Genomic DNA, 26,065 nt, shown 5'->3' on the forward strand with positions numbered 1-26,065 from the left:
CATGCAACAGGAAGATGATTTGAGAGGGCTTGCAAGGGTCATGGACTTTATGCGGGCTGTCAGTATTCTATTCGTGGGAATAAACGTGTACTGGTTCTGTTACTCCACCCTGAAAGAATGGGGAGTGACGTTTGAGGTGATAGACAAGATACTGTGGAACTTCCAGCGCACCACCGGGCTGTTCTCGTCTATCTTATGGACAAAACTATTTTCGGTGGTGTTCCTCGCCCTGTCGTGTATCGGCACTAAGGGCGTGAAAGAGGAAAAGATAACGTGGGCGAAGATACATTGCAGCCTTGCGGCGGGTGTCGTGTTGTTTTTCCTGAACTGGTGGCTGCTGGAACTTCCGCTGCCACATACGGCGGACACTGTGTTTTATATCGCCACGCTGTCGGCGGGCTATATCTGTATGCTCATGGCGGGTACGTGGATGTCCCGGTTATTGAAAAACAACCTCATGGATGATGTCTTTAATACCGAGAACGAAAGTTTCCAGCAGGAAACAAGGCTTATCGAGAACGAGTATTCTGTAAATCTGCCTACCCGGTTCTACTATAAGAAGAAGTGGAACAATGGCTATATTAACGTTGTAAACGTTTTTCGTGCGAGCATCGTGTTAGGAACGCCGGGCAGCGGGAAGTCATACGCAGTAGTAAATAATTACATAAAACAGCAAATCGAGAAAGGTTTTGCGCTCTACCTGTATGATTATAAGTTTCCTGACCTTTCGGAAATCGCTTACAATCATTTGCTTAACCACTTGGACGGCTACAAGGTCAAGCCGAAATTTTACGTTATCAACTTTGACGACCCACGCAAGAGCCACCGATGTAACCCTATAAACGCCAGCTTCATGTCGGACATTGCGGATGCTTATGAAGCCAGCTACACGATTATGCTTAACCTCAATCGAAGCTGGATAAGCAAGCAGGGCGACTTCTTCGTGGAAAGCCCGATTATCCTGCTTGCAGCCATTATTTGGTATTTGCGCATCTATCAAGGCGGCAGGTATTGCACGTTTCCCCATGCCATAGAACTGTTGAACAAGAAATACGCTGATGTATTCACGATTTTGCGCAGTTATCCCGAACTGGAAAATTACCTTTCCCCGTTCGTGGACGCTTGGGAAAGTTCGGCAGTTGAACAGTTGCAGGGGCAGATTGCCAGTGCAAAAATCCCGCTTTCAAGGATGATTTCACCCGCCCTTTACTGGGTAATGACGGGCGATGATTTTTCACTTGACATCAACAACCCGAAAGAGCCTAAAATACTGGTTGTCGGCAACAATCCTGACCGCCAAAATATCTACTCGGCAGCACTGGGATTATATAATTCCCGTATCGTGAAGCTGATAAACAAGAAAGGTCAGCTTAAAAGTTCGGTGATAATAGATGAATTACCAACTATATATTTTCGGGGGTTGGATAATTTGATTGCCACCGCCCGAAGCAACAAGGTTGCGGTTCTGTTAGGCTTTCAGGATTACAGCCAGCTTACCCGTGATTACGGGGACAAGGAAAGCCGGGTTATCCAAAATACTGTGGGTAACGTGTTCAGCGGTCAAGTAGTCGGTGAAACGGCGAAAATCCTTTCCGAGCGTTTCGGAAAGGTGTTGCAGAAACGGCAGAGCATGACGATAAACCAACGGGAAAAATCCACCTCGATAAGCACCCAAATGGACAGCCTGATACCCGCCAGCAAAATATCCAACCTCACGCAAGGTATGTTCGTGGGTGCTGTGGCGGACAACTTCGATGAACGGATAGAGCAGAAGATTTTCCACTGCGAAATCGTGGTGGACAACGAAAAGGTGAAGCGGGAAACCGCCCATTACGTGAAGTTGCCGCAGATTATCGACTTCACCGACAAGGACGGCAACGACCGGATGCAGGAGGAGATACAAGCCAACTATGACCGCATCCGTCAGGAAGTCAGGCAGATAGTCGAGGACGAGATAACCCGGATTAAGAACGACCCGGAGTTATGCCACTTGATTAAGGAGGAAGAATAGCTATATATAATAATGTATGGAGTGAAGAACAGCCGATGTAGCTTTACGGTTGTTCTTCATTTTGCTTTTTGGTGCGGTAGGCTTCAAAACGCACTAATATTTCGTGCAGGTTCTTCAATGCTTCCACAGCCTTGCCTATCGGCGGCATCTTGCTTTTGTCGAAAGTCAGTTTCTTCAAATCGGTAGTGTACGCCGTAGCCACTTCGGGTAACGCCATGACCGCTTCGGCATCCTTGAATATCGGTGCATCAGCCAGCGACAAGTGCGAACGGGAGTTTTTATTTAGTCCGTCCTCTATCGTCACCCGGTACATGGCATCCAAGAAATCTTCCGAATGTAGGTAATCGTTATATTCCTGATTGTGGTAGAGTGCCGACAAGTCGTAAACGTCACGGATATGCTTTGCCAACAGTGCGGCTGCATCCTCATTGTAAGACAGCTTTACCAGCCTTGAAACCTTGTCGCAGATAGTCTTTCGGGGGTTGATACACTGCGTTTCAAAACTTTCCAGCCCGTAGGTGCTTATCAGTTCCTCTTGCCCGATGCTTTCAAGAAAGGCGGTCACAATCGGTTTGATAACCCGCTTGTCCGCCGGGTAGAACATCAGTTTTTTGTCCGGCAGGTCACAGGATTTTATCTCTACTTCCAAATGTTCTTTCAGTCCCACGCCTTGAAATACATTGTCATACGAGAAATACAGTTTACGGTAATTACCGCCCGTTTCCGACAAATCTTCCTTGTATATGTCACTATTGAGTTCGGCTATGTATTTGGAAAGTTTCTTGTTCAATGTCTTTTCTGCCTGCTTGGACGCACCTTTATCACCCGTGAACACGAACAAGTCCAAATCTTCCGAGAAACGTTCTATCAGCCCGTAGGCTTTGGAAAGTGAAGTTCCGCCTTTGAAGTAGGTCTTATCCGCATATTCGGACATGGAAATATCCCGCAGTATCTTCGATACCCAGTAATCCTTTTCCACGTGCGACTGCTCGTAGCCGAAATGGTCAGCCGCCAGTGCGATGATTTCCTTGAACGCTTCCTTGTCCGAATGTAAATTCATATTTCTGTCCTATGCTGTTTTATAATCCAAGTTGAACCGTGTCGTGGGAAGAATGGTCTTTGCCATTTCCGTTTGCAATACGGTTTGTCTGATGTCGCCCAGTATATCCGCCACCACCTTTCTGACACGTGGCGGGTAACTTTTCGCCAAAGATACGATTTTTTCCAGTTCCGGCAGGCTGTACCCGTTGAAATATTGGCTTTTGACCCGGTTGTAGATGTCCTGCCCGGTTGTTCCGGGTATGCGCTTCATGTCCTTTATCGCATCGAGCAGCCGCAAGTACGGGACAAGGCTTTCATCCGGATAGACCATGCAGTAGGCTTTCACGCACTCTATATCCAAGTTCTTGAAACGGAAACGGCGAACCGGGTTAGGAGTGGCTATCGTTATGGTTGTGGCTACCTGTTCGGTCAGCCCCATTTTGTTATAGATGTAAGCCCCCGTGATATAGCCGTTCAGTTTTTCAGTCAGGTAGCGGAACTGTTCATCCTGATAGACAGGCAGCTTTCCCAGCCCCAGCACTGATTTCTTGGGACGGTAGTACGCCCCCTTTTCAACCCGTACCAGTACCCCTTTGCGGCTCTGTTCGGAAAGTAGCACCGCAACATTGGCGGTCTTTTCCGTTTCAAACGATAAATCCCGGAACGTGAATATACGCCCGGTATCTATCCGTTCAATCTGCCCAAGTATCTCTTTTCTGAATGAAGCCATATTTATGTCCTTTGTTTCTATATGCAAAGATAGTATATTATGTAATCACCTGCAAAAACATAACAAAGATTTTGCCGAAGATGTTTTCTTTTTGTCGTGTCACCTGATAATAGGAGAATAACGGAAACTCAATCAAAGGCTTGCCATACGCTTCATAAACGCTTCACAAATGGCTCACAAGTATAATGCGATTTTTGTAAAACTGTTGATTATAAGCCGAAAACAATATATACAAATGGCTCACAAATGGCTCGTTTAAAGCAAGCGATTAACTTCGGTCTGTACCCGTTTTAAATCTCCAACCAACAGTTGGAGATTTACCGCACCCGGATAATTTCAAGCTCCGCAGGACAAATTCGGGCATCCCTTGCCCCCGTTTTTAGTCGCTATCTGTAGACTGGACTATTATTATACCATTCAATAATCAAATCATTATCGTTATTATGGACATTTAAAGTGAAAAAGATATTCCTATAATGATTAAAGCAATAGATGCAAATATGTATCTATATCTTTTTGTAGAAAACATTGCTCCTATACAAGAGATAGATACAGCAAATTGCATACATTTTAAACTTAACTCTGTAGTCTTAAATATACACATAGACAAAAAAGATAATGCCAAAACAAATAGTATAGCATTCAATATATATTTCAGTTTCATATTCCTTTGATTTACATTGACCTTATTAGCAGTAGCATATAAATTGCTCATCCTAACCCAATAACCAATCCTATACAAAAGAACAAGGTGAATCTCTTTTCCTTGTGTTTCAGCCCATAGACCAGCCCGATAATAGCACATAAAGGAATATTAGATGAATCTGCATTTTTTCCTTTATTTACAAGGTATTTATGACTTTCTTTGCTCAATTTGCAAATCTCACGGTTCTCATTGTTCTGTTGTAGCATACATTTATGCAACTTAATGTTCCCATGATTCAGTTTAATCTATTTTCTCTAATTCAATTGTAGCTACTTTCTCTTTATCTGGACTAATTTCATTCTGTATAATGGTTATATGTTTTTGGGTATAGCTTTTGATAATCCAAGGGGCTCCACCCAAATATAAAGCATTGCTATTAAATGTGATATATTTCCCTTCTATTGTATAAGTAATATCAATTTCATCGTAACCTTCCCAATTTACTTTCCCTTTCCGAGTATCTACAAATTGCATACCGACCCCCATATTTTGTACTGTCCAAGCCTCACAATGCCCTGTTCCACGCCATGAAGTCTGATAAAGTGCTTCGGGGGTTAATTCATTTGTCTGTTCATTATCATCGTCGCAGCTTATAAAGCTGAATGTACAGAGGAATAGCATAAGTATTCCAAGAATTTCTTTTGTTTTCATATTCTTTTTTTTAATCTCTTGTTTAACTCATTCAATCTTTATTTTGTCTCTTCGTTGAACCAACCAAAGATAAGACAAAGATAAAAAGAAGAATTCTTTGGCAGATTAAGATACTCTTGGAATATTGTTATAATGTAAATTTCTAAACCTATGTTTATTTTTTGTTGTCAAAACTTTGCTTGCGTCTGATTCGGCTCATGTGTATGGGTGTAATTTTAAGGTAGGATGCTATTTCTTTTAGTGATACCATTTGAAGGATTGCAGGGCATTTTTTTAAAAGTTGGAGGTAACGCTCTTCCGGTGTGAATCTGAATAAATCCAAATAACGTGAATATGATTGGAAAAACATCTGTTCGGCTGCGATACGGGCTATCCGTTGGTTTTCATTATTTTCCTTGAATTTTTGCTGTAAGAATGTAGAAGAACAGATGTAAATCTCGCACGGGATTATCGCCTGTATATTCAATTCTGATTTCATGCCATATAAGCAAGTGGGATAATCGGCTATAAATTCATTTGGAAAGGAAAAACCGACATTATACGGCTTGTTTTCTGTCCGGTTGGTGCAACTGTATTTGACTACGCCTGATAAGATAAACCCGAAGAAAGAACAGGCATCACCTTCATGGAGAATAAACTCATTCTTTTTATAATGTCGTAACTCTCCATGTTTCAGACACAACTCCTTGAAGAAGTCTATGTCTATGTTACTCATATATGAATTGAATTCGGCTATCATTTGTATATAAGAGAAATGTATAAAAAATATCTGAATTTCCATGTTTGGAGTTTAGTCTGTTTTTTGTCTATATATCCAAACCGTACTAAACTTTTTTCTGTTGACTGCAAGATATAAGTACTGGCGAAAAGAGTAAGAATAAAAGGTATTTCTTTTTGACAGTATTACTTTTAATAATTTGAGGAGGAAATAATACTCTAAGTAAAGGCTTATTCTACCGTCCGAGAGCTTATTTTGCTCCAGCTTGGGGTTTTCTTTCGTTTTATTTTCTAACATTGCCATTGTTTAGAGGTTTTATCTCGATTTAGGTGCCGTAACCGGGTAATTACACTAAATAGTTGATTTTCTTTTGTTTTTTGCGGATGCAAAGGTACAAAAGAAAATGATATTTCAAAGTGTACTGAATAACAGAAAATGGCAAAAATAGAGAAAAACAGAAAATATTCAAATGACTGATAATAAGAAAGATGAATTATTTTTATTCTATAATCTCCATGTCTTGTATCGGCATTGGCATTGGGTGGTAAAGAAGCAATAGATAACATCCATATTCTAAAAACTATTCCCTACATAGAAATGTCACTCCAATCTATCGGGGATTTGAAACGAGTGCAATAACAGATTACTAACGAAGCGCGATGACGCTTAAACAGTGTTCCCCGCTAATCCATTAAAGGGTTCACATATGGTTCATACTCGAATGATTTTCTTTTGCAAAATATGCAAATTACTTGAGTTTTAGCTATTTCAAAAAACGACCAAAGGGTTCACAAAGGGTTCATCGAAAGAGAGTGAAATCATTCACTCTCTTTTTTTATGCCCTTTTCAATTCTGCAACCAATGGTTGCGGAATTTCATCCCACCCGGACAAATCGGGACACCGCAGGACAAATTCGGACAGCCCTTGCCGCCCGTCCAAATATAGCATATTTAGTCGCTACCTTTGGGCGGGACTATTCCCGTAACCGCTAAAATTTCAATTATTTATGGCAAACAGAATGACCCCGCCCGCAGAGGGGCAGGAAAAAGACGTGCTGCTGGTCTTGGATAAACAGCAGGGAAAGGTGAGTGCCGTTAAGGGTATTGACAAGGAGGGCAATTTGCAGACCGTGCCGCCGACACACGGTGGCGAGTTCATGCAGGTGGACAAGAACAGCGATGTGTTCAGCAACTTCATTTCCAACTTCTACCGCAAGTATCAGGACACTTCCGGGCTGGAACTGTTCAGCGTCAAGGCTTCCGAAGCGGAGCGGGACGCAAAGGCAATCGAGGAAAACCACCGCAACCCTACACCGGAGGGCGACAAGCGGGCTGAAATGCTTCGAGTTCCGAAGCCCGACTTCCACGAGTTCAAGCAGGGTTACCGCTTCGACCCGGCAAAAATCGACTGGGAGAACCTGAAAAAAGTCGGCATCACCGCCGACACCCTGAAAAACACGAAGGACTTCGACCGGGTGATGCGTGGCTACAAGTCCCGAAATACCTACACCGTTTCGGGGACGGTGGGCGGCTTCTACCTCAAACCTACCGATGTCAAGCTCTCTTTCTATCAGGCAAAGGACGGCACGGTAGTACCCAAGCTGCACGGCGTGCAGCAGGACGAGAAACTGTTGCAACGCCCGTTCCATGAACACGGGTTCACCAAGCAGGAACAGGGCAACTTGCAAGGCACTGGCAACTTGGGCGGCATCGCTGAAATCAAAGACCCGAAAAGCGGCGAGCAAATCCCCGTGTTTGTCAGCCGGGACAGGTACACGCACGAACTGGAATACATGCGGGCTGACAAATGGAAATGCCCCGATACAATCTGTAACGTGCAAGTCAGCCCGGAACAGAAAGCCGCCTTTGAAGCCGGGCAAGCGGTGAAAATGGAAAACCTGCAATTCAGGGACGGCACGAAGCGCAGTGCCTATTTGCAGGTCAGTGCGGTGGAGCGTGGCTTGGAGTTCCTGCCCCGTGCCGCCGTCCAGTTCTTGCAGCAGGGGCAGCAGCCCGCAGAACAGCAGGTAGCCGGGCTAAAGGACGGCAAGGGCGTTGAGTTCAACGGTCATGTACAGCCCGGCGCACAGGGCAAATCCCACGACAAGGTGCAGCCGAAAGACGTTACCCCCGCCGCCGAGAACCGGACGCAGGTAGCGGTCAATTCCGGGGGCAAGACCAACGAAGCCACCAAGCAGGGCAAAGAGCCGTTGAAACAGGGTCAGGACAAGCCCACCCCCAAGCAGAAAGAGAAGCAGGAGAAAGCGCAGGACAAGAGCCTGAAAGCTGACAAGCCCAAGAAGTCCAGAGGAATGAAAATGTAATATCCACCATTAAAAAGTAAAGAATTATGATTGCATTGATAGCAGAAAAGCCCAGCGTGGCAAAGGACATCGCCCGCATCATCGGTGCGACCGGGCGTAATGACGGTTATCTTTCCGGCAACGGGTATATGGTGACATGGGCGTTCGGCCACTTAATCCAGCTTGCCATGCCGGAAGCCTACGGCGTGGCGAACTTCCGCAGGGAGAGCCTGCCCATACTGCCGCCCGATTTTCAATTAATCCCCCGTCAGGTGAAAGCGGAGAAAGGTTACAAGGCAGACCCCGGCGTTCTGAAACAGTTGAAAGTGATAAAGGAAGTGTTCGACCAGTGCGACCGGATTATTGTCGCCACCGATGCCGGGCGTGAGGGTGAGTTAATCTTCCGCTATATCTTCCATTACCTGAACTGCCGGAAACCATTTGTGCGCCTGTGGATAAGCAGCCTTACCGACAAGGCAATCCGTGAGGGGCTGGATAACTTGCAGCCGGGAGAGCGTTACGATAACCTCTACCTCTCTGCCAAGTCCCGCAGCGAAGCGGACTGGCTGATAGGGATAAACGCCACCCAAGCGTTGAGCGTTGCCGCCGGGCAGGGGGTGTTCTCGCTGGGCAGGGTGCAGACACCCACGCTCGTGATGATATGCAGCCGCTATTTGGAGAACAAGAATTTCGTACCCGCCAAGTTTTGGCAACTCAAAGCGGCGACTGCCAGCGGGGGAATAAATTTTACCGCCCAATCGACCGCCAAGTGGGAACAGCAGCCCGAAGCCATAGCCGCCCTGCAACGGGTAAAGGATGCCGGGCAACTTGTGGTTAAATCCGTTGAGAGGAAAGAAGCCTGCCAAGAACCGCCGCTTTTGTACGACCTTACCACGCTGCAAAAGGAAGCGAACACGAAGCTGAACTTCTCGGCTGACAAGACGCTTTCCATAGCGCAAAGCCTGTATGAAAAGAAAGTGATGTCCTACCCAAGAACCGGAAGCCGCTATATTCCGGAGGACGTTTTCGATGAAATGCCGGAACGTGTCGCCCTGCTGGGGCAATACCCCCGCTTTGCCGGGTATGCCGCCGGGCTGGACGGCACACCCCTGAACCGCCGCAGCGTGAATGACGGCAAAGTGACCGACCACCACGCCTTAATCATTACCGAGAACCTGCCCGGCGAACTTTCCAAAGACGAGCGGGCGGTTTACGAGCTGGTAGCCGGGCGTATGCTGGAAGCCTTTTCGGGCAAGTGCGTGAAAGACGTTACCACCGCCTTGCTGTCAGGGGGAGATACCGACTTCACGGTGAAAGGGTCTGTGATGAAAGAAGCCGGGTGGCGTGCCGTGTTCGGCGAGCAGGAAACGGGCGGGGATGAAGAAGCCGCCAGCCTGCCGCCACTCCAAGAGGGAGAATATTTGCCACTCTCCGGCGTGGATCTGCTCGAAAAGCAGACCAAGCCGAAACCGCTGCACACGGAAAGCAGCCTGTTGGCGGCAATGGAGAACGCAGGCAGGGAACTGGAAGATGCCGAACTGAAAGCCAGCCTGAAAGATGCCGGGATAGGCACGCCCGCCACCCGTGCGGCGATTATCGAAACGCTGTTCGCCCGCCAGTACATCGTGCGTGAGAAGAAGAACCTTGTGCCTACCGACAAGGGGCTTGCCGTTTACAAGATAGTCAAGGACAAGAAGATCGCCGATGTCGAAATGACGGGCATGTGGGAAACCGCCCTTGCCAAGATAGAAGCGGGCAGCATGGATGCGGACACGTTCCGGAAGGGCATCGAGGTGTACGCAACGCAAATCACCGCAGAACTGCTATCGGTGCAGCTATCTGTCGCTGCTGGTGAAACCTGCCCCTGCCCGAAATGCGGCAGCGGGCGCATCCTGTTCTACCCGAAAGTGGCGAAGTGTTCCAACGTGGACTGCACGCTTACCATATTCCGCAACAAGTGCGACAAGCAGCTTTCCGACAAGCAGATTGTCGAGCTGGTGACGAAACGCAAGACCGGGCTAATCAAGGGCTTCAAGGGCAAGAACGGCAAGGCTTTCGATGCTTCGCTGGTACTGGACGAGCAGTTCAATGTCGGTTTTTCATTCCCCGAAAAGAAAGCGAAACCGAAGAAATAGCTTATCTTTGCCGCTGAAATTTCATTGTGATAGGTTTTACAGCTTATAATAATTGAAATTTTAGTGGTTGCGCCCGGAGGGAAACCGGGCGCATTTTTTTATATGTTCCCGCCAAACAGGTAGGTCGAACAGACCACCCCGTTATCCAGCACCCTGCTTTCCGAGAGCTTCCACAGCGAGCCGGATGTTTCCCCGACAAAACCGATGCCTTTGCCCGCCATGACCGGGACGGTGTAGATTGTCAGGCTGTCCAGCAGTCCGGCTTTAATCAATGAAGTAAGCAGCTTGCCGCCACCCACCACCAGCATGTCGGTTTCCTGTTTCAGTTCATAGACCCTTTGCAGCGGTTCTTCGGTCAGGAACTCCACCCCGCAGTCCGGCGTCACGTTGGTATCGTAGTGTGACACCACAAAAGACCGTTTGCTTTTGTGCGGCCACCCGCCCCAGTGTTCAAAGATGTAGTTGTAGGTGTTAGCCCCCATAAGCAGGCAGCTTGCGGCGGCGTGTTCCCTTGCCGCCAGTTCCTTGACCTCACGGGGCATCCAGTCCAGTTCATAGTCCGGCGTGGCGGTATGCCCGTCCAGCGATACGGCGATGTGCGCTTTGATTTGTTCCATATTGTCAGGTATTAAAGTGATATAAATCCCTACTGTCTTGGCACGTTAGCCGCCACCCCCAAAAAGAAAGCGTGGCATGACGCTGTTTCAAAGTAGAGGTACTGGCATACCCAAATGTGGAAACAGTGCAGCCACGCTATGACAAACGCATAGCATATCCTGCGCTGAATATCCCCACATTTTGAAAAGTGCCAGTTTTCTACTTTGGGACGTTCGGCGAACGTATATGTTATATATAAAGGCAATATTCCGGCAACCGCCGTCCAACTGCCGTTACTTTTCCGTGTAACTTCTGCAAAGTTAAGCAAATACCCTGAAAAATCACGTGCAAACAGAAAAAATCCTGCCGTGTTATCACAACAGGGCAGGACACAAGCACCTAAAAATACACAAGTTCAGCCCATACGCCTACGGGCAGCTTGCGTTCCTTTGAAGATGATATGAACCGATGACAAAACAGCTTTGGTTCGCCGTGTCTTTGGTGATGATGTCCCTTTCCCGCATGAAGCGGATATAGCTCTTTGCGGTGCGCTCCTTGATGTCCAATACCTGCTGCAACTGCTCGCAAAGGTCTATGTAGGTGATGCGTGTCTGCCGCCCGAAGATGTCATGTGCGACATTCACCAGTTCCCTTTCCTTGCGTTTCTCCTTTTCCTCACGGGGCTTCTCGCCCTTGTACACGTGCATCCCGGCTTCCTTGTCCCATGCAAAGAGCATCAGCGGCACGTCCAGCGGGCTTCCGTCCCTTACTTTCAGGGCTTTCACCACCGACTGGGCGGGTTCATCGTCTTTCTCTATCGAAAGGATTGTAGCCGCCTTGCGCTGCAACTCGCTGCCCAAATGTCCCCGCAGCTTCAAACCGTTGGGGACGAAATGCAGCACGCACAGAATACACGTGTTGTAGATGCCAGCCAGCCGATAAAGTTCATCTATCACCGCCACGCTTTCCGCTTCATCGTTGGCACTCTTAACAAGGTCGGCGATGCCGTCAATGACGACCAACTGGATGCCGCCGTACTGGTAGTAAAACTTATCCATGCTCTGCACAATGGCGTTCAAGCGTTCTTTGCGTGACATACCCGTCAGGCAGAACGCTTTGAGTTCATCGGGTTTGTCCGGCTGTTTGGCACGTGCCAGCAGGTTGCTTACATTCTTGAACAGTTGCACTTCCGATTGCTCGGTATCGTAAAGCAAGACCGCCTTGTGCCTGCCGTTGGCGGTTATCTGTATGCCCAGCGTATCTACTTCCGCACCAGCCGGGCAGATGCAGCCCGCCACGATTGCGGCTACATAATTGCTCTTTCCCGTTCCCTCGCCCCCGGTGATGCCGAACAGGTTGCCTTGTGTCCCCAGCGGAACGTCACCCGCCGAAATAATCTCTTGTGCTTTGGCGGGCGGGTTGTTGAAATCTATCTCGCATGATTTTAGCATAATCAATGTGTCGCTATACAGGTTGTCTAAAAATTCGATAAACAGCTTCAGGAAATCTTCACGGGTGTTCCCGGCTTTGAAGTAGTCGGATATGTCCTTTTCCTCTTTCGTTCCCGGAAGCGGGAGCAGCAGGCGTTTCACGCCAAATTCTTCCAATAGTTTTTCCTGCTTGCATGAACTTTCCCTGCCCGTCTTGTCCATGTCAAAGAGCAGGACGATGTGCTTGAAGCGGAACGTCAGCCGATAGACCAGCGTGGGAGGGATAGTCACCGTTTCGCTGTTGAAGCAGATAGCGTGAAAACCGTGCGCCGCCAGCGAAAGCACGTCTTTCTCGCCGCCCGTGATGAATAGCGTGTCGCCTTTGGCTGGCAGTTGTTCCAGCCCGAAACTGTAGTTCTCGCCGAAGCTGCCGCCGTAGAGGAAGCGGGGCGTGGAGAACGGGCGGTACAGCTTGATGTGCTGTTTGCCCTTGTAGCCGTACATGGGTTCTGCCACCGATGAAGTGTAGGTGTACGGTTTGCCCTCTGCCGTTTCGCTGTGATACTCCCGGAGCGAGCAGACCTTGTAACGTTCCAGCAGTTCGGGCGTGATGCCGTACTGTTGCCAGTACACCAGTTCGGCAAGCGGGAACTTCTGTTCCCGGAACTGGTAGGGCTTGACGGGCTTTTCGGACGTTTCTTCGGGTTTGTCCGGCACTGCCCGGCGGACGGTTGCCGGGGGAACGGAAACCGGAGTGCCGGAAGCCAGCCCCAAACCCAAGTCCCGGTCGATGATTTCCAGTATCTCCACGAAGTCAGCCGCCCGGTTGCAGTCCAGCCCCTTTAACTGCCCCACGAGGAAGAAACAGTCGCCGCTATAACTGTCGTTGCCGAAGTCTTTCATCTTGTAGATACCGCCCCGGCGGTCGAAGTAGATGTTGCAGGAAGCCTTGCTGTCCTCGTACAGCGGGTTAAGGAAGTTGCGACCTATGCGCCAGTTTCCGGGCAGGTAGTGTTTGAACACCGCCAGCCCGTTACTTGTCCTTTCTAAGATTTCCTCTTTCCTTAGCATACAACTGGTGGTTGGTTATCAGGTTGTCGATGTTCTCCTTGTTGCTCCTTATCAGGCGTTCTTCCAGCATCCGGCGTATCTCGCTGACCTTGTAGAAGTAGCGTCCCCTGATGTTGGAATAGGCGATAGTCCCCGACACCCGCAGGCGTTGCAGGGTCTTTTCGCTTATTTTCAGGAACGTGCAGACCTCGTAGCTGTCCACCCACATGTCTTCCTCGCTTTGCCTTGCCGTTTCCATGTGGTTGAAGATGTAGTCGGCAATGGCGGTAATCTTGTTGTCCAGTTCCTTGTAGGCTTTGGACTCGAATGTTATTATTTCCATAACGGTAACTGATTGATTTGCCGCAAAGTTCGGGTGTCCTGAAAAATAAAACGCCACAGATGTACCCACCTGTGGCGAAATAAATTTTGTTAAAGCACGGTTGCCTAATCCTGCTCCCTCATGCGCATCAGCAACCTGTCTTTCAGGGTGGAGAGGAAGCCCGTTCGGTCTTTGGTCTTGGCTTTTAGTTCCATGTAGGTGTGGTAGAAGTCGCCGAGGTCTATGTCGAACACGTATTCAAAGTAGGCTACAATCTCCTTAATATCAACCGTTCCCTTGTTCAGACAGCCGCAGGCGTCCAGTGCGTAGATAAGTTCCACCAACGCCCTTTTCGTCCCCGTCCAGCGCAACAGCCTGCCCATGAAGCCGTTCTTCACCCGCTTGCGCTGTTCCCGGCGTTCCAGCTCGTGCAGACGGTTGGTGAGGTATATTTCCAGCAGTTCGTTGGCTAAAATCTTGGCTACCTTGAAATCGTGACTGGTGCTGAACTGTGGGTCTGTTTCGTAATAGAAACTGTCCACGATGATTTGTATGTCAGGCTTCCCACGTATGAAATACTGCCTGTCCAAGTAGGTGGCTTTCGTTCGGTGGTACTGGTAGAACGCCAAGTTCCGCTGGAACGACCTTGAAATCCGGTCGGTTTCCGACAGCAGGTAGTCCCGCTGCACGTCCTCGCTGCCGCTGGGGAAGCGCACCTCTATCTTGTAAACGGTATTGTAATAGATGATTTTGCTCGCTAAAAGCGGTTTCAGTTCCTTGAAGAAGTGTATTTCTTCTTCCGTGCTGGCGAACGGGTAGGAGATTATAAAGGTTTTGAGTTCGCCCAGTATCTCTTGCAGGTAGTCCACGCATAGGCGGCAGAGCGTCAGCGTGTCCGCTGCGGTGTCCTCGTATTCCTGTATCTGCCATTCCACTTTTTGAAGCAGTCCGGCGAAGTATGTTTCCAACGGTATCTTATGTTCCATAACCTTGTGCTTATCTTTTATGAAGCACAAAGTTACGGGCATAAAAAATCAGTTTTATTCTTGATTTTTCACATTACGTTCTTGTAACTGTGCATTTTCTTGTTTCCTGCGCTTTTCTGCGTATTTCTCCGGGGGTATCTAAAAGATACGCCTTGCAGAAGTCGTTCAGGTTCGATGTCGATGCGAACCCGGTGGTGAACGCCACTTCGGTAAGCGTGAGGTTTGTGTTCAACAGGTAGTGTTCCACGTCCTTTACCCGTTCCTTTATCACCCATTCCTTAGCCGTGTACCCGGTCATTTTCTTTACCTTTCGCCGGAACGAGCCGTATTCCATGCCGCATTTGTCCGCCAGTTTCTCGGCATCATAGACCATGTAGCCTTTCAGACGTACCATTTCGGTGAACGTCTGCCTGCCCAGTTCCGGCAGCATCCGTTCGGCGTGGCGCAGTTCCTTTTCCGTCACCAGCAGTCGGTTGCCCCTTACCGGGTTTCTCCGCAGCAGGTGGAAAGCGTGGCATACCGTGTTGTACACGTTGCAGAGGTACTGCCGTCCCGGTCGCATCCAGTGGAGCGCATCGCAGTAGGCGGTCAGTTCGGGTATCTCGTCCCGCTTGCGGTGCTGTTCCGCCAGTTCGTCAAGTATGGCGTAATGGGTGGTGGACATACCCAGCAGGATAATGATTGCCTTGTAGTCCTTGTATGCCGCCAGTGTCGGCGTTTCCGGCAGGCTTTTGAGCGTGTCGCACACGTGGGCGCACAGCCGCCCGTCCTTGCTGAACGGTTCAAGTTCCAAGTAGTTGTCCATTTTCCGGCTGTTGTGCAGCAGCCATGTTACCTTTTCGTCCAGTTCCTTGCAGGACGCTTCCAACTCCGCTTCGGGAGCGGGAAGCAATAATGATGTAATCCGTTGTTCCATATCTGATGTTTTATATATGAATGACATATCATTTGTTCCACTTCACGCAATCCGTCCAACCCCATTCATCGAACAGCCATGTTTCTAAGAAGAAAAGTACAAAGGGCAGCAGGAACAGAAAATATGCCTGTACTGCGCTGATATGCTTAGAGCGGCGGTAGCGGTTCAACAATGCCTGTACACGGGCTTTCCTGTATCGTGCAAGAATAAATACACAAATAAGCAAAAACATTGCACCTAAATAGCCAAGATGTAAGGACGACCATTGCGGTACATTGTTAATCAGGAGAAAGTTGCCGGGCAGAACTACTACCCACCACCAATACCAAAACAGCAGTATAAAACCTGACATCCGCCCTATCTTCTTGCCCCAAACCTCTCCCTTGAAATATAGGTAGTCAAAAAAATAGTATCTGTAATTCGTCCGGTTTGCACGCTGCTTCACTCGTTCAAAATAGTTATCTGTCTTTTTTATTCCTTTATTCATAATGGTTTGGTGAGGGAAAGCGTTCAGGGGTTATCTTTCCTTGTTACCAATGAATTTACTTTTATATATAGCGTACTCTACTGTGTAAGTAGCCAGCTTCACGCCCAAGAACATACCTACAAGCAATATATATGCTACTAAGCAATATTGATTATACAAGAGGTCTTTTAAGAATACAGGTATCAATAAGGCTATGATTGTAGCGTTCTGAAACCACTTCTGTACTTTCAATAAGAGGTTAATGTATAAATGATTTCCTATGTAATTGAACCCCCATTTATAATTATACCGTTTCAGATAAGATAGTGAAAACCACAATCCTACAAGTGAAGTAATAAGGGCTACTCGCCACCATGCTCCCATGTATGGGAACATACCTTTTAAGAATGTCAGCAAAACAACACCTATTATGCTACATTCATATACAATTCTTACTCTTGTTACATTATTCATATATGTACGCTATTGGTTAGAAAGGAGCATCGTCAGATGCTATCTTTCGTTGTTACTAACTTATTAAATCTTTATTGTATAATTTTTAGCCAATGACGATGTGTTATTATAAAATAAAGTAATACAACCAAAATGGGATAAATCATCCATGATATGAAGGAAGAAATCTTTTGGCTATTAAATATTAGAGGTTTACTCCTTATAATTTCCATACCTTTTTTCCTTTTGATATAATACGAACAGAATGTCTTGTATAGTAAAACATAGATTATGATAAAAAACACAAAAGGGGTTTTATAATTGAAATTCTCCTTTATCAGTAGATACGTCAATACTATAACAGGAAGAAATAATATTCCACATATTATCTGTATCGTCCGCTCATGTGGATTTTCCAATATAAATTTATCCCTATTAAATATGAATATCTGATAATACATCGCATCTAAAATGAATTTTATCATAAAGAGTTATTCGTATTGTTAGTAATGGCTAAGCGGGGAACGCTGTTAGGCGTTATCACGCTTTGTTATAAACTCAAATTACTTTGCATGATTGGCTTTTATTTACCCACCATTCCTGTTCTTCCACCTCACGAGCCTTTTGTATCTCGTCCGTTGTCAGATTTTCATTGTGATAGGCATTATATAGATTTTCCCAACCATTCTTACGATATTTCGGTGATACAATCCATTCGCCTGCATCATTAAACAGGCAGAAGTTTGCAGGAGTATCGGGTATAATCTCATCTGCCCAAGAACAGACTTTTGTCAGTCCCTTTGCGGATTTCCACTTACCCCGATATTCAGATAAGTTCAATTTCAGTTCTGCTATTTCATTCCGTCCTTTCTCTATTTGCTGTCCGCTCATCCGATACCCCTGCTTGAAAGAACCGGAGAATGTACCGCTATATCGTTTATCTCCGTATTCCGCAAACGAGTAATACCCGTATATGAAACCGTCCAATTCCGTATATTCACTTTTTATCATTTGGGAACAGGAAGAAATGCTATCTACACAAACCTTTCCCTTAAACGGACAGATTACGGATAATCGGGTACGACTGATACCCTTTATCTCATATTCTCTACTATCCATTTTCCGAACTTCGGTAATATGAATATCAATTCGGCTACAATCTTCTCCTAATATGCCAATCATGCTTAAATTGTCAAACAAGCCCGAAAGGTCTTGCTGCAAAATATCTGCTTTGGGATTTTGTGAATAGGCTACTCCACAAAACCAAAAGAGTAAAAAGATAATGATATGGTATATTTTCTGTTTCATATTTTGCATTACTGTTTATAATGGCTAAGCGGGGAACGCTGTAAGCGTTAGCCCGGTTTGTTAGTAGCTATTTATTATTCAATCGGTTTCTTTCCAGTATTAGGTTCACTTCCTTTTCTGTATGGGAATATTTCTTTTTTGAAACCATACCTACAAACTCTAAAGAAGAGTCCAATAATGGGGATATATCTCCATCAATTACATCATCAAAATGCAAGAATTTGAGTTTCTTCATTCCTGCCAAAAATTTCAAGTCTTTTAGACTTGAAATACTAATCTGCTTAATCGTATTGTTGGGTACTAATTGGGTTAAATCTTGAAGTCGTTTACAGTTACGTAATCTAAGTATTTTAACTCTTGATAAACGGTTCAAAACACTAATGTCCGTTATGTTATTGCAATAATATAATGATAATTCTTTAAGTCTATTTGAATTACATAAACCTCTAATATCTATCATTTTTCGAGAACGAACAATCTCCAACGTTCTTATGTTAGTTAATTGACATAAACCATTCAAATTTATATTTTTGGCATCCCATAGTGTCAGTTCTTCTAACAAATTCATGCTTTTCAGTTCTTTCAAATCTTCTGATTTGAGATTATAAATATGCAGTCGTTTCAAGTTTATTAAAGTATCTACATTTTCTGTTTGTTTTGTATGATAATACTTCAATTCTTCAAGTTTGGGAAACAAACTGAAATCAATAGTAAAGACCTTGTCAATCCAAAGTCCCAATTTTTTTAAGTGCGGTAAAACACTTAGTTGATTTAAATTGCATGGTTCTATTGTAAAGTCGTACCCTGAAATAATCAAGGTTTCAATAAAATCATATTCACATATTAGACTTACATTTAATGTGTGTTTACAGGAAACACCACTGATGCCGATGTCGTCCGTTGATATTAAAATATCATTATAGCCTTGATTTTTTGCAAACTCTAATCCTTCTCTTAAATAGAGAGGAGATATTATTAACCGATTTACATCTGGTACTTCTTTGAAATGTTCCATACTACTATTTGTTTCTGATTGCTACTAATGGTTCAGCAGGGAACGGCTTGCCGTTATCCTGCGTTGTTATCAACCTATTCTATATTCACCATTTATCTGCAATTTCAAATTCGCCGATTGTTTGGGTACAAATGTCAATGTACGGAATAGTCTTGACTATCTTGATGTTTTCAATATCTTCACTTCCTCCCAAAGCCAAAAGTAGAGAATATCCAAAACACTCGTCATAATCTGGAGTTCCGAGTTTTTCTTGTATTATAGGATAATTTTCTAAATCAAACCAGCCTTTCAAGAAACTTTCATTTACCATTACCTTATTAAAAATCGCACGAAGATTGGCAGGAAGTATTAAATATGTTCCGTATCTGACATTCAGATAAACGACGTAATTATTCAGTCTCGGATTCTTTACATAGGCAAAGAGATCGCCGAAAGCCGTACACATGAATGGTAGAAATGATTGGTCATCCTCCTTTTCAAAACAGGAGTTTATCACATCCTGATAATCGGATGGATTGATGAGCTTAAACAGCCCATTACAAAAACTTCCTAACCCGACCTCCTGCCATAAAGTATTCAGTTCGGGATAAGACAAATCAGCATATTTAGCAATAAAAGTATCATCTACTGCTTGCCTCTTGCTATTGAGGCTTTTTTCTAAAAATTCTTCGTACATATTTCTACGTTTTATGGTTGATAATGGCTGGACGGGGAACGGCGTTAGTCCGTTATCCCGGCTTGTTATGAACTTACTTTACCTCTTGTGCCTTTTTATAATTTGCATAGCGAGCATTTAGAGTGTCCCGCCATTCTTGACTTGGGCAAGAGTTTATTAATTGAATATACCTATCATCATCAACACAAACGGACTCTACAAGTCTTAGTAAGCTCCACTGCAAATCATAAAAAGCATTTTCAGGGAAGATTTGTACCAACACCATAGCTTCATCAAATGATATGGGGAATTGTATTTGTTCTAATAAAGTATCATAAGCATTTATCAACTCATCAATGCTATCAGAATCATTGATACTTTCATTAGGCATACGACCTAAATCTTTCAACTGTAAAATTTCATTTCTCATATCGTGTACTCTAATTGTTCATAATGGTTTGCAGCTTGCCGCCGTTAGGTGGCACAGGTGCTTGTTAGCAACATACGTTCAAAAAATAAAGCTAAATGATTGGAGATCTTCTATCATCTTGCTTTGGATTTCATTTTCATTCCAAGGCATACCCTCAATCAAAGCTAATCTTTTAATAGCTTTAATTCCACGTTCTTTTAACTCAAATGAAATAGAGCCGGTTATTTTTATTTGCGCAAAAGCGGTAGCATAGGTAACCATATCACTTTGAATCATATCCATTTCCTTATCTGCTGCCATTTTTTTAACTTCGTCGGCATCGAGAGTAGTGATAGGAACATACTCCATATCCCAGTCTTGTTCTATCAACTTCTGTGGAAAGTTGGAAAAGTCAAGATTTGGATTTTTCCTAATGGCTTCAAATATGCAAATCAACGTATCATGTCCTTCATCACTTCCGAATGGAGTTTCTTCATCACCTTCTGAATAATATATTTCATCACTGAAATGTTCGGAAAACCTTGGATGTGATGTTTTGGGATTAAGCCCAAATTCATCGCTGTCAATATATAATCGCTTCATAAAATCAAAGTTCCCGTCTTCTATATAGCCTTTTTTCATTTTTGAGCGGATTAACTTTTCGGCTTCCTTTTGACAGTCTTCTTGTGTATCAAATTCCTTTACTTCAAATTTTCCTATGCTACCGTATTTGCCGTAATTTACAGCAAAACTACAATCACTATAATCTATCCACCAAAATTTGTGGGATTTCTCATCTTTATATACAAAGGCTCTTTTCATGTTGTTTCTATTTTTGATTGTTGCTAATGGTTAGAAAGGAGCATCGTCAGATGCTATCTTTCGTTGTTAGCAACCTATTTGAAATAATTAATCAATTTATCGTTATTAGGAATATTCCCAGTATGCCACAAATGGATTTGTGACTTTATTACCTTCAATTTTTCCATAAACATATATACAGCCAGCCATGAAAACGGAAATATCTTTCATGCAAATTTCGTTGATTTGAAAAATGAAGCTATTTCCATCTTTAACCACTTTACCATCATTATCTAATCCCCATTGAATAGGCATTACGTTACCCCCAAACTTGATTGCACAATTTTTTTCAGGCATATCTTTTTCCGTACTCATTTCGTATATTGAATAAATTTCATCTATTTCGGGGTGTTTATATCTATCACTTTTACTTTGGCTACTTAATTCATGTTCAACCAACAACAATTTACAATCGGGATATGTGTTATATTCCAATGCAATATCAAAATCCGGAGTGAAAATAGATATTTGCTTGTTCGGATTTAGAGGGTTTTGAAATGTTAGATAAAAATAGAGATTATCTTTGTCCGATAAATACTTATCATCAAAACAAGCTGGAGCATTTCCACCAACCCAACCAAAGCAGTCTTTTTGGTATTCACCAATGCCGTAGTATATTGCATTTTCTCTTGTTTTAAGTATTCTTTCTATATCCATAATAACGATAATGATTTGATTGTTGCTAATGGTTAGAAAGGAGCATCGTCAGATGCTATCTTTCGTTGTTAGCAACCTATTTGAAATAATTAATCAATTTATCGTTATTAGGAATATTCCCAGTATGCCACAAATGGATTTGTGACTTTATTACCTTCAATTTTTCCATAAACATATATACAGCCAGCCATGAAAACGGAAATATCTTTCATGCAAATTTCGTTGATTTGAAAAATGAAGCTATTTCCATCTTTAACCACTTTACCATCATTATCTAATCCCCATTGAATAGGCATTACGTTACCCCCAAACTTGATTGCACAATTTTTTTCAGGCATATCTTTTTCCGTACTCATTTCGTATATTGAATAAATTTCATCTATTTCGGGGTGTTTATATCTATCACTTTTACTTTGGCTACTTAATTCATGTTCAACCAACAACAATTTACAATCGGGATATGTGTTATATTCCAATGCAATATCAAAATCCGGAGTGAAAATAGATATTTGCTTGTTCGGATTTAGAGGGTTTTGAAATGTTAGATAAAAATAGAGATTATCTTTGTCCGATAAATACTTATCATCAAAACAAGCTGGAGCATTTCCACCAACCCAACCAAAGCAGTCTTTTTGGTATTCACCAATGCCGTAGTATATTGCATTTTCTCTTGTTTTAAGTATTCTTTCTATATCCATAATAACGATAATGATTTGATTGTTGCTAATTTTTCGATAAACGCACCTTATGGTGTAGTTCCTATTCACTATTAAATCATTGTCTAATCATCATCCAAACAATCCAGCGGATTGGGGATTTTTGCTTTATAGGCGTTCGATACGTGCAGATAAATTGCCGTTGTTTTTATATCGGTATGTCCCATAAGTTCCTGTATGGTTCTTAGGTCTGTCCCTTGTTCCAGCAGGTGGGTGGCGAACGTGTGCCGGAGCATGTGCAGGTGTACCCGATGCTTTATTCCGGCTTTCCTTGCCGCTTCTTTCAATATCTTAACCAATGCGCTGGGCGAGTATTGTTCGCCTGCCTGTTCGCCCTCAAAAAGCCATTTTTGCGGTCTGTATTCCCGGTAGTAAGCCCTTAGTTCGTTGAGCAGCTTTTCCGACAGTAGGGAATACCTGCACTTCTTGCCTTTTCCGGCAATCCTGATTAGCATCCGTTCGCTGATGATGTCTTGGGGTGTCAGGTTCAGAAGTTCGCTTCGGCGTAGTCCGGCAGAGTAAATAAGAGAAATCATGCACCTGTGTTTCCGATTGGATAACTGTGCAAAGATGCTTTTCATTTCTTCCCGGCTTAATACTTCGGGCAATGCCTTGTACTCTTTTGCACGGGCTATCCCGCCATAATATTGCCGCTTGCCTTTCCGGACTTTCTCGTAATAGAACTTGATAGCGTTGATGCGCATGTTCTGCTGGGTGGCGGATATGTGCTTTTCCTTTACCATGTGGAGCATATAGCTGTTTATGTCCTCGACCGTCAGCAGGTCAAGGTCTTGCCCCTTGTGGTATTCCATGAAGTCGCTGAAATAGATTTTATAGGCTTTTATGGTGGAAAGGCTGTACCGCTTCTGTTCCAGCAGTTCGAGGTAGCCTCTCGGCAGTATGTATTCCCTTTTAGGTTTGGGATGCCGCACGTAAACCCGGCTGTAATCAATATAGGCGTGGGGCGAATAGCGGTCATAGAAATCCGGCAGTTTAAAAGCGGTGGCAGGTATGTAGGCAGAACTATTGCCTGTCTTTTCCACGTCCGTATCTTGGGCGAGCAGCAGGGCGACAGCCTGACTGTTTACATACTCTATCCGTATGTAGTCCGCACCGTTTCTTTCTTCCTTGTACAGAACGATGCTTCCTCTCTGTTTCTGAACCTTATCCATGTCGCTGAATTTTGCTTCGCTCCAAAGATAAGATAAAAATATCACTTTTTGAACATCTGTTCAAAAATAATAGAGGTTAAAAAAACAAAAGAGTATCAGGCTTTAAGCAGCGAATAGATATGGCGAAAATTTTCTGCCAGTTCGTCCACGTTCAGACCGTTCAGAAATGCTTGTTCGTATGACAGTCCTAAAAACATTTGCCGGAACAAGATAGCCGTTTTCTTCACGTCCGTGTTGCTCCTGATTTCCCCGCTTTCTTTTGCCTTCTGTATGACTTTCTCCCATAGGTCATAGTCTTGTCGGTAGATTTTCTCAATTTTCTGCCTGATACCCGGATAGTACATGCGCACTTGTGACAGGAAATGAAAGTAGTAGAAGTTAGGACTACAATCATGCGGGCTGCTATTATCGCCAATCAGTTCAACAATCCTTTTCATGGAAGCGGCTACTCCCGCCACGTATTGCCCGATGAACTCCGTCAACGTATCGGCAGGAGCGGCAAACTTGTTTTCCGGTTCGTGCATTTTTAGCACGTATTTGTCCGCCACAGCCATGAATAAATCCAACTTGTGCGGAAAATAATAAACGATACCCGTTTTTGTCACCCCGCAGGCTTTGGCAAGCGTGATGATGCTTGCTTTCTCGTAGTTCATCCTGACAAATACGCCGAACGCTTTATCTATTACTTCTTCACGGTTAGTTATTATCATACACGTTTGTTTTTAATCGGTTACGAAGATACGGATTTTGTTTTAACCATTTGTACCCCAGTGCTTTTTTTTAGTGCAAGGTGCAAGTATATATTTATATATATAGCTTGCACCTTGCACTAACCCAAAAATATTTATTATCAGATATTTGCGAGTTTCAAAAGAATGCAGTATCTTTGAACCCGAAAGTTAGGCAGACAAACACGGTCAAAGTTGGACAGGCTTAACGATTAAAAATCGTTACTGTTTCGTTACCTATTTGAAATTTTGAAAGCAAAGTAGCTGACATATAAGCGGTTAGAGTTATAGGTTCAAAACCCTGTCTCTCCGCTGGAAAGAATTGCAAAACAAAGAAAATCCCTGTAAATTAATACTTTACGGGGATTTTTTGTTTTTGGTACATAGCAAAAATAAGCATATCAAAGCATTCTTTCGGTGTACTATTCGGTGTACCTGATTGCCTTCAATGCCAGGTACACCTATTAAGTAAATAATTCATTGTTTATCAGTGCTTTGCATCTTGACTTGTTGCTCTTGGAAATTTAGTTTTGTGATTAAAAAACAAGTAAGATGGAAAGAACAACATTTTGTCTATTGTTCTACATTCGTAGGACGAAATTGAATCGGAACGGTGAGGCTCCGATAATGATGAGAATTACAGTGAATGGAGTCCGGGTTGATGCTTCAGTGAAGAAAACAATTCTTCCGGAGTTCTGGAGTGCGGCAAAAGGAAAGGCCCTGGAAAAGAAGCGTGAGTACAAGGAACTGAATCTGTATCTTGACTCTATCCGTTTGAGGATAATGAAGATTCAACGTGAACTGGAAATAGAGGAGGTATCCGTTTCTGCCAACAGTGTTCTGGATCGTTTCCAGGGTAAGGATGCCCCCGTACAACGTACTCTGTTTGAGGTTTTCCGTGAGCATAATGATAAATGTGTCCAATTGTCCGGTACGGACATGGCGCCTGCAACCGTGCAGCGTTATGAGACATCCTTGAAGCATACCCGGGATTTTGTCTGGGAGACATATCATAAGAAAGATGTTCTTTTGGATGAAGTTTCCCGCCAGTTTATTGAGGATTACGAGTTTTGGCTTAAGACAGAGAAAAAGTGTTGTCATAACACAGCCACCAAATATTTGAAGAATTTTAAGAAGATTATCCGTATTGCTTTGGCTAAGGGATGGATGAAGAACGATCCGTTTTTAGAAATTAGATTCTCATTGGATAAGGTGGAACCGGACTTTTTGGAAGATTCAGAAATCCAGAAGCTGATATCGAAGGAAATTGATATTCCACGGTTAAGTCAGGTACGGGATATTTTTGTGTTCTGTTGTTTCACCGGTTTGGCTTTCTCGGATATTCATGGTTTGAGAAAGGAACATATCGTGGAGGACTCGAACGGTGTCAGGTGGATACGAAAGGGGAGACAGAAGACCAAAATCATGTGTAATATTCCATTAATGGAAATACCATTGAAGATTTTGGAAAAGTATTCCACCAATGAATATTGTAAGAAACATGGTGTGCTTTTTCCGGTGCTTTGTAATCAAAAAATGAATGCATACCTCAAGGAACTGGCTGATATTTGTGGTATTAAAAAAACATTGACCACCCATGTTGGGCGTCATACTTTTGCCACATTTGCTCTGGCCAATGGTGTCTCGATAGAGAGCGTTGCTAAGATGTTAGGGCATACCAATGTCCAGATGACCCGTCATTATGCACGTGTGCTGGATCGTACAGTGATACGTGAGATGTCACAGATAAAGATGGATTTTCATATCTCTATTTAGAATTATCTAGTAGGAGGTTGTGTCAAAACTCTGGCACAACCTCTCTTTAGAATGGAGGAAATACAATAGCCTTCGCTCTTTGAGCTATATGACTACATCGCTGTTAATATGTGTTTTGTTGGAAAACTCTTTTAGTGAGTTCTATAGGTCTGTAAGATGCGAGCACTGGAAAAAATTATAATCAAAGATTGTTGTTTTTTCGAGAGGATGTATGATATTTTTAGTATATGATGTTTGTGTTTTCTTATTCTAT

25 protein-coding genes are annotated in these 26,065 nt (G+C 44.0%); 4 read left to right on the forward strand and 21 right to left on the reverse strand.

Annotation, left to right across the window (positions count from 1 at the left end; genetic code table 11):
• The first annotated feature begins 1 nt into the window (after window position 1).
• Window positions 2-2,011 carry a conjugal transfer protein MobC gene (mobC, locus tag K6V30_RS12815; RefSeq protein WP_007478174.1) on the forward strand — a complete coding sequence of 670 codons (2,010 nt, stop codon included), beginning with the start codon at window positions 2-4 and terminating at the stop codon, window positions 2,009-2,011.
• Window positions 2,012-2,054: 43 nt separating this feature from the next.
• Here the strand turns inward: mobC and K6V30_RS12820 are convergent, their stop codons facing one another.
• The 4 genes from K6V30_RS12820 to K6V30_RS12835 all read right to left on the reverse strand — a co-directional run bounded on the left by K6V30_RS12820 (window position 2,055) and on the right by K6V30_RS12835 (window position 5,920).
• Complete coding sequence (locus K6V30_RS12820; protein ID WP_004309977.1) at window positions 2,055-3,071, reverse strand: nucleotidyl transferase AbiEii/AbiGii toxin family protein; 1,017 nt, start codon at window positions 3,069-3,071, stop codon at window positions 2,055-2,057.
• A gap of 9 nt (window positions 3,072-3,080) precedes the next feature.
• Window positions 3,081-3,782 (reverse strand): DUF6088 family protein, encoded by a 702-nt coding sequence (locus K6V30_RS12825; RefSeq protein WP_004309978.1) that lies wholly within the window; start codon window positions 3,780-3,782, stop codon window positions 3,081-3,083.
• Window positions 3,783-4,728: 946 nt separating this feature from the next.
• Window positions 4,729-5,139, reverse strand: coding sequence for a hypothetical protein (locus K6V30_RS12830; protein WP_004309979.1), 411 nt, complete (start codon window positions 5,137-5,139; stop codon window positions 4,729-4,731).
• A gap of 154 nt (window positions 5,140-5,293) precedes the next feature.
• A complete protein-coding gene (locus K6V30_RS12835; RefSeq protein WP_004309980.1) occupies window positions 5,294-5,920 on the reverse strand; it encodes a Crp/Fnr family transcriptional regulator in 627 nt (208 codons plus the stop codon).
• 944 nt (window positions 5,921-6,864) lie between these two features.
• Here K6V30_RS12835 and K6V30_RS12840 point away from each other — a divergent pair.
• Entirely contained in the window at window positions 6,865-8,181 is a 1,317-nt protein-coding gene (locus tag K6V30_RS12840; RefSeq protein WP_007482643.1) for a DUF3945 domain-containing protein, read from the forward strand.
• A 26-nt stretch (window positions 8,182-8,207) separates the two neighbouring features.
• Window positions 8,208-10,295 carry a type IA DNA topoisomerase gene (locus K6V30_RS12845; RefSeq protein WP_032581312.1) on the forward strand — a complete coding sequence of 696 codons (2,088 nt, stop codon included), beginning with the start codon at window positions 8,208-8,210 and terminating at the stop codon, window positions 10,293-10,295.
• Window positions 10,296-10,393: 98 nt separating this feature from the next.
• On the opposite strand, the gene K6V30_RS12850 is transcribed toward K6V30_RS12845, so the two are convergent.
• From K6V30_RS12850 to K6V30_RS12925, 17 genes are all read right to left on the reverse strand, one after another.
• Window positions 10,394-10,912, reverse strand: coding sequence for a dihydrofolate reductase family protein (locus tag K6V30_RS12850; RefSeq protein ID WP_004326099.1), 519 nt, complete (start codon window positions 10,910-10,912; stop codon window positions 10,394-10,396).
• A gap of 408 nt (window positions 10,913-11,320) precedes the next feature.
• Window positions 11,321-13,393 (reverse strand): bifunctional DNA primase/helicase, encoded by a 2,073-nt coding sequence (locus K6V30_RS12855; protein ID WP_007565634.1) that lies wholly within the window; start codon window positions 13,391-13,393, stop codon window positions 11,321-11,323.
• On the reverse strand, window positions 13,356-13,784 hold the full coding sequence (locus K6V30_RS12860) for a helix-turn-helix domain-containing protein (RefSeq protein ID WP_007482646.1): 429 nt from the start codon (window positions 13,782-13,784) through the stop codon (window positions 13,356-13,358). The genes K6V30_RS12855 and K6V30_RS12860 overlap by 38 nt, the downstream gene beginning before the upstream one ends.
• 35 nt (window positions 13,785-13,819) lie before the next feature.
• Window positions 13,820-14,722, reverse strand: a complete 903-nt coding sequence (locus K6V30_RS12865) for an RteC domain-containing protein (protein WP_007482647.1) — start codon at window positions 14,720-14,722, stop codon at window positions 13,820-13,822.
• A gap of 31 nt (window positions 14,723-14,753) precedes the next feature.
• Window positions 14,754-15,596, reverse strand: a complete 843-nt coding sequence (locus K6V30_RS12870; protein ID WP_032535963.1) for a helix-turn-helix domain-containing protein — start codon at window positions 15,594-15,596, stop codon at window positions 14,754-14,756.
• Window positions 15,597-15,624: 28 nt separating this feature from the next.
• Window positions 15,625-16,083 carry a hypothetical protein gene (locus K6V30_RS12875; RefSeq protein WP_032581314.1) on the reverse strand — a complete coding sequence of 153 codons (459 nt, stop codon included), beginning with the start codon at window positions 16,081-16,083 and terminating at the stop codon, window positions 15,625-15,627.
• Window positions 16,084-16,113: 30 nt separating this feature from the next.
• Entirely contained in the window at window positions 16,114-16,536 is a 423-nt protein-coding gene (locus K6V30_RS12880; RefSeq protein ID WP_004309990.1) for a hypothetical protein, read from the reverse strand.
• A gap of 71 nt (window positions 16,537-16,607) precedes the next feature.
• Window positions 16,608-17,000, reverse strand: coding sequence for a hypothetical protein (locus K6V30_RS25370; RefSeq protein WP_009291865.1), 393 nt, complete (start codon window positions 16,998-17,000; stop codon window positions 16,608-16,610).
• A 73-nt stretch (window positions 17,001-17,073) separates the two neighbouring features.
• A complete protein-coding gene (locus tag K6V30_RS12885; RefSeq protein WP_007482664.1) occupies window positions 17,074-17,823 on the reverse strand; it encodes a hypothetical protein in 750 nt (249 codons plus the stop codon).
• A gap of 67 nt (window positions 17,824-17,890) precedes the next feature.
• Window positions 17,891-18,838 carry a leucine-rich repeat domain-containing protein gene (locus tag K6V30_RS12890; RefSeq protein ID WP_007482667.1) on the reverse strand — a complete coding sequence of 316 codons (948 nt, stop codon included), beginning with the start codon at window positions 18,836-18,838 and terminating at the stop codon, window positions 17,891-17,893.
• Window positions 18,839-18,923: 85 nt separating this feature from the next.
• Window positions 18,924-19,514: a T6SS immunity protein Tdi1 domain-containing protein gene (locus K6V30_RS12895; RefSeq protein WP_004309992.1), complete on the reverse strand. Its 591-nt coding sequence runs from the start codon at window positions 19,512-19,514 to the stop codon at window positions 18,924-18,926.
• A 73-nt stretch (window positions 19,515-19,587) separates the two neighbouring features.
• Window positions 19,588-19,923 carry a hypothetical protein gene (locus K6V30_RS12900; RefSeq protein WP_007570681.1) on the reverse strand — a complete coding sequence of 112 codons (336 nt, stop codon included), beginning with the start codon at window positions 19,921-19,923 and terminating at the stop codon, window positions 19,588-19,590.
• Window positions 19,924-20,001: 78 nt separating this feature from the next.
• Window positions 20,002-20,724 (reverse strand): WGR domain-containing protein, encoded by a 723-nt coding sequence (locus tag K6V30_RS12905; protein ID WP_013619123.1) that lies wholly within the window; start codon window positions 20,722-20,724, stop codon window positions 20,002-20,004.
• 105 nt (window positions 20,725-20,829) lie between these two features.
• Entirely contained in the window at window positions 20,830-21,420 is a 591-nt protein-coding gene (locus tag K6V30_RS12910) for a hypothetical protein (protein WP_004320634.1), read from the reverse strand.
• A gap of 107 nt (window positions 21,421-21,527) precedes the next feature.
• On the reverse strand, window positions 21,528-22,118 hold the full coding sequence (locus tag K6V30_RS12915) for a hypothetical protein (protein WP_004320634.1): 591 nt from the start codon (window positions 22,116-22,118) through the stop codon (window positions 21,528-21,530).
• Between the two features lie 83 nt (window positions 22,119-22,201).
• Window positions 22,202-23,308, reverse strand: a complete 1,107-nt coding sequence (locus tag K6V30_RS12920; RefSeq protein WP_007480249.1) for a tyrosine-type recombinase/integrase — start codon at window positions 23,306-23,308, stop codon at window positions 22,202-22,204.
• Between the two features lie 95 nt (window positions 23,309-23,403).
• Complete coding sequence (locus tag K6V30_RS12925) at window positions 23,404-24,018, reverse strand: TetR/AcrR family transcriptional regulator (protein WP_070782466.1); 615 nt, start codon at window positions 24,016-24,018, stop codon at window positions 23,404-23,406.
• 570 nt (window positions 24,019-24,588) lie between these two features.
• Here K6V30_RS12925 and K6V30_RS12930 point away from each other — a divergent pair.
• Entirely contained in the window at window positions 24,589-25,812 is a 1,224-nt protein-coding gene (locus tag K6V30_RS12930; protein ID WP_055235395.1) for a site-specific integrase, read from the forward strand.
• The last annotated feature ends 253 nt before the right edge of the window (window positions 25,813-26,065 follow it).

The organism is Bacteroides faecis, assembly GCF_020091505.1.
Lineage (GTDB): Bacteria > Bacteroidota > Bacteroidia > Bacteroidales > Bacteroidaceae > Bacteroides > Bacteroides faecis.

Coding starts and splice junctions, on each gene's coding strand:
- mobC (WP_007478174.1), top strand. CDS start 2: ATGCAACAGGAAGATGATTTGAGAGGGCTTGCAAGGGTCATGGACTTT.
- K6V30_RS12820 (WP_004309977.1), bottom strand. CDS start 3,071: ATGAATTTACATTCGGACAAGGAAGCGTTCAAGGAAATCATCGCACTG.
- K6V30_RS12825 (WP_004309978.1), bottom strand. CDS start 3,782: ATGGCTTCATTCAGAAAAGAGATACTTGGGCAGATTGAACGGATAGAT.
- K6V30_RS12830 (WP_004309979.1), bottom strand. CDS start 5,139: ATGAAAACAAAAGAAATTCTTGGAATACTTATGCTATTCCTCTGTACA.
- K6V30_RS12835 (WP_004309980.1), bottom strand. CDS start 5,920: ATGGAAATTCAGATATTTTTTATACATTTCTCTTATATACAAATGATA.
- K6V30_RS12840 (WP_007482643.1), top strand. CDS start 6,865: ATGGCAAACAGAATGACCCCGCCCGCAGAGGGGCAGGAAAAAGACGTG.
- K6V30_RS12845 (WP_032581312.1), top strand. CDS start 8,208: ATGATTGCATTGATAGCAGAAAAGCCCAGCGTGGCAAAGGACATCGCC.
- K6V30_RS12850 (WP_004326099.1), bottom strand. CDS start 10,912: ATGGAACAAATCAAAGCGCACATCGCCGTATCGCTGGACGGGCATACC.
- K6V30_RS12855 (WP_007565634.1), bottom strand. CDS start 13,393: ATGCTAAGGAAAGAGGAAATCTTAGAAAGGACAAGTAACGGGCTGGCG.
- K6V30_RS12865 (WP_007482647.1), bottom strand. CDS start 14,722: ATGCCCGTAACTTTGTGCTTCATAAAAGATAAGCACAAGGTTATGGAA.
- K6V30_RS12870 (WP_032535963.1), bottom strand. CDS start 15,596: ATGGAACAACGGATTACATCATTATTGCTTCCCGCTCCCGAAGCGGAG.
- K6V30_RS12875 (WP_032581314.1), bottom strand. CDS start 16,083: ATGAATAAAGGAATAAAAAAGACAGATAACTATTTTGAACGAGTGAAG.
- K6V30_RS12880 (WP_004309990.1), bottom strand. CDS start 16,536: ATGAATAATGTAACAAGAGTAAGAATTGTATATGAATGTAGCATAATA.
- K6V30_RS25370 (WP_009291865.1), bottom strand. CDS start 17,000: ATGATAAAATTCATTTTAGATGCGATGTATTATCAGATATTCATATTT.
- K6V30_RS12885 (WP_007482664.1), bottom strand. CDS start 17,823: ATGAAACAGAAAATATACCATATCATTATCTTTTTACTCTTTTGGTTT.
- K6V30_RS12890 (WP_007482667.1), bottom strand. CDS start 18,838: ATGGAACATTTCAAAGAAGTACCAGATGTAAATCGGTTAATAATATCT.
- K6V30_RS12895 (WP_004309992.1), bottom strand. CDS start 19,514: ATGTACGAAGAATTTTTAGAAAAAAGCCTCAATAGCAAGAGGCAAGCA.
- K6V30_RS12900 (WP_007570681.1), bottom strand. CDS start 19,923: ATGAGAAATGAAATTTTACAGTTGAAAGATTTAGGTCGTATGCCTAAT.
- K6V30_RS12905 (WP_013619123.1), bottom strand. CDS start 20,724: ATGAAAAGAGCCTTTGTATATAAAGATGAGAAATCCCACAAATTTTGG.
- K6V30_RS12910 (WP_004320634.1), bottom strand. CDS start 21,420: ATGGATATAGAAAGAATACTTAAAACAAGAGAAAATGCAATATACTAC.
- K6V30_RS12915 (WP_004320634.1), bottom strand. CDS start 22,118: ATGGATATAGAAAGAATACTTAAAACAAGAGAAAATGCAATATACTAC.
- K6V30_RS12920 (WP_007480249.1), bottom strand. CDS start 23,308: ATGGATAAGGTTCAGAAACAGAGAGGAAGCATCGTTCTGTACAAGGAA.
- K6V30_RS12925 (WP_070782466.1), bottom strand. CDS start 24,018: ATGATAATAACTAACCGTGAAGAAGTAATAGATAAAGCGTTCGGCGTA.
- K6V30_RS12930 (WP_055235395.1), top strand. CDS start 24,589: ATGGAAAGAACAACATTTTGTCTATTGTTCTACATTCGTAGGACGAAA.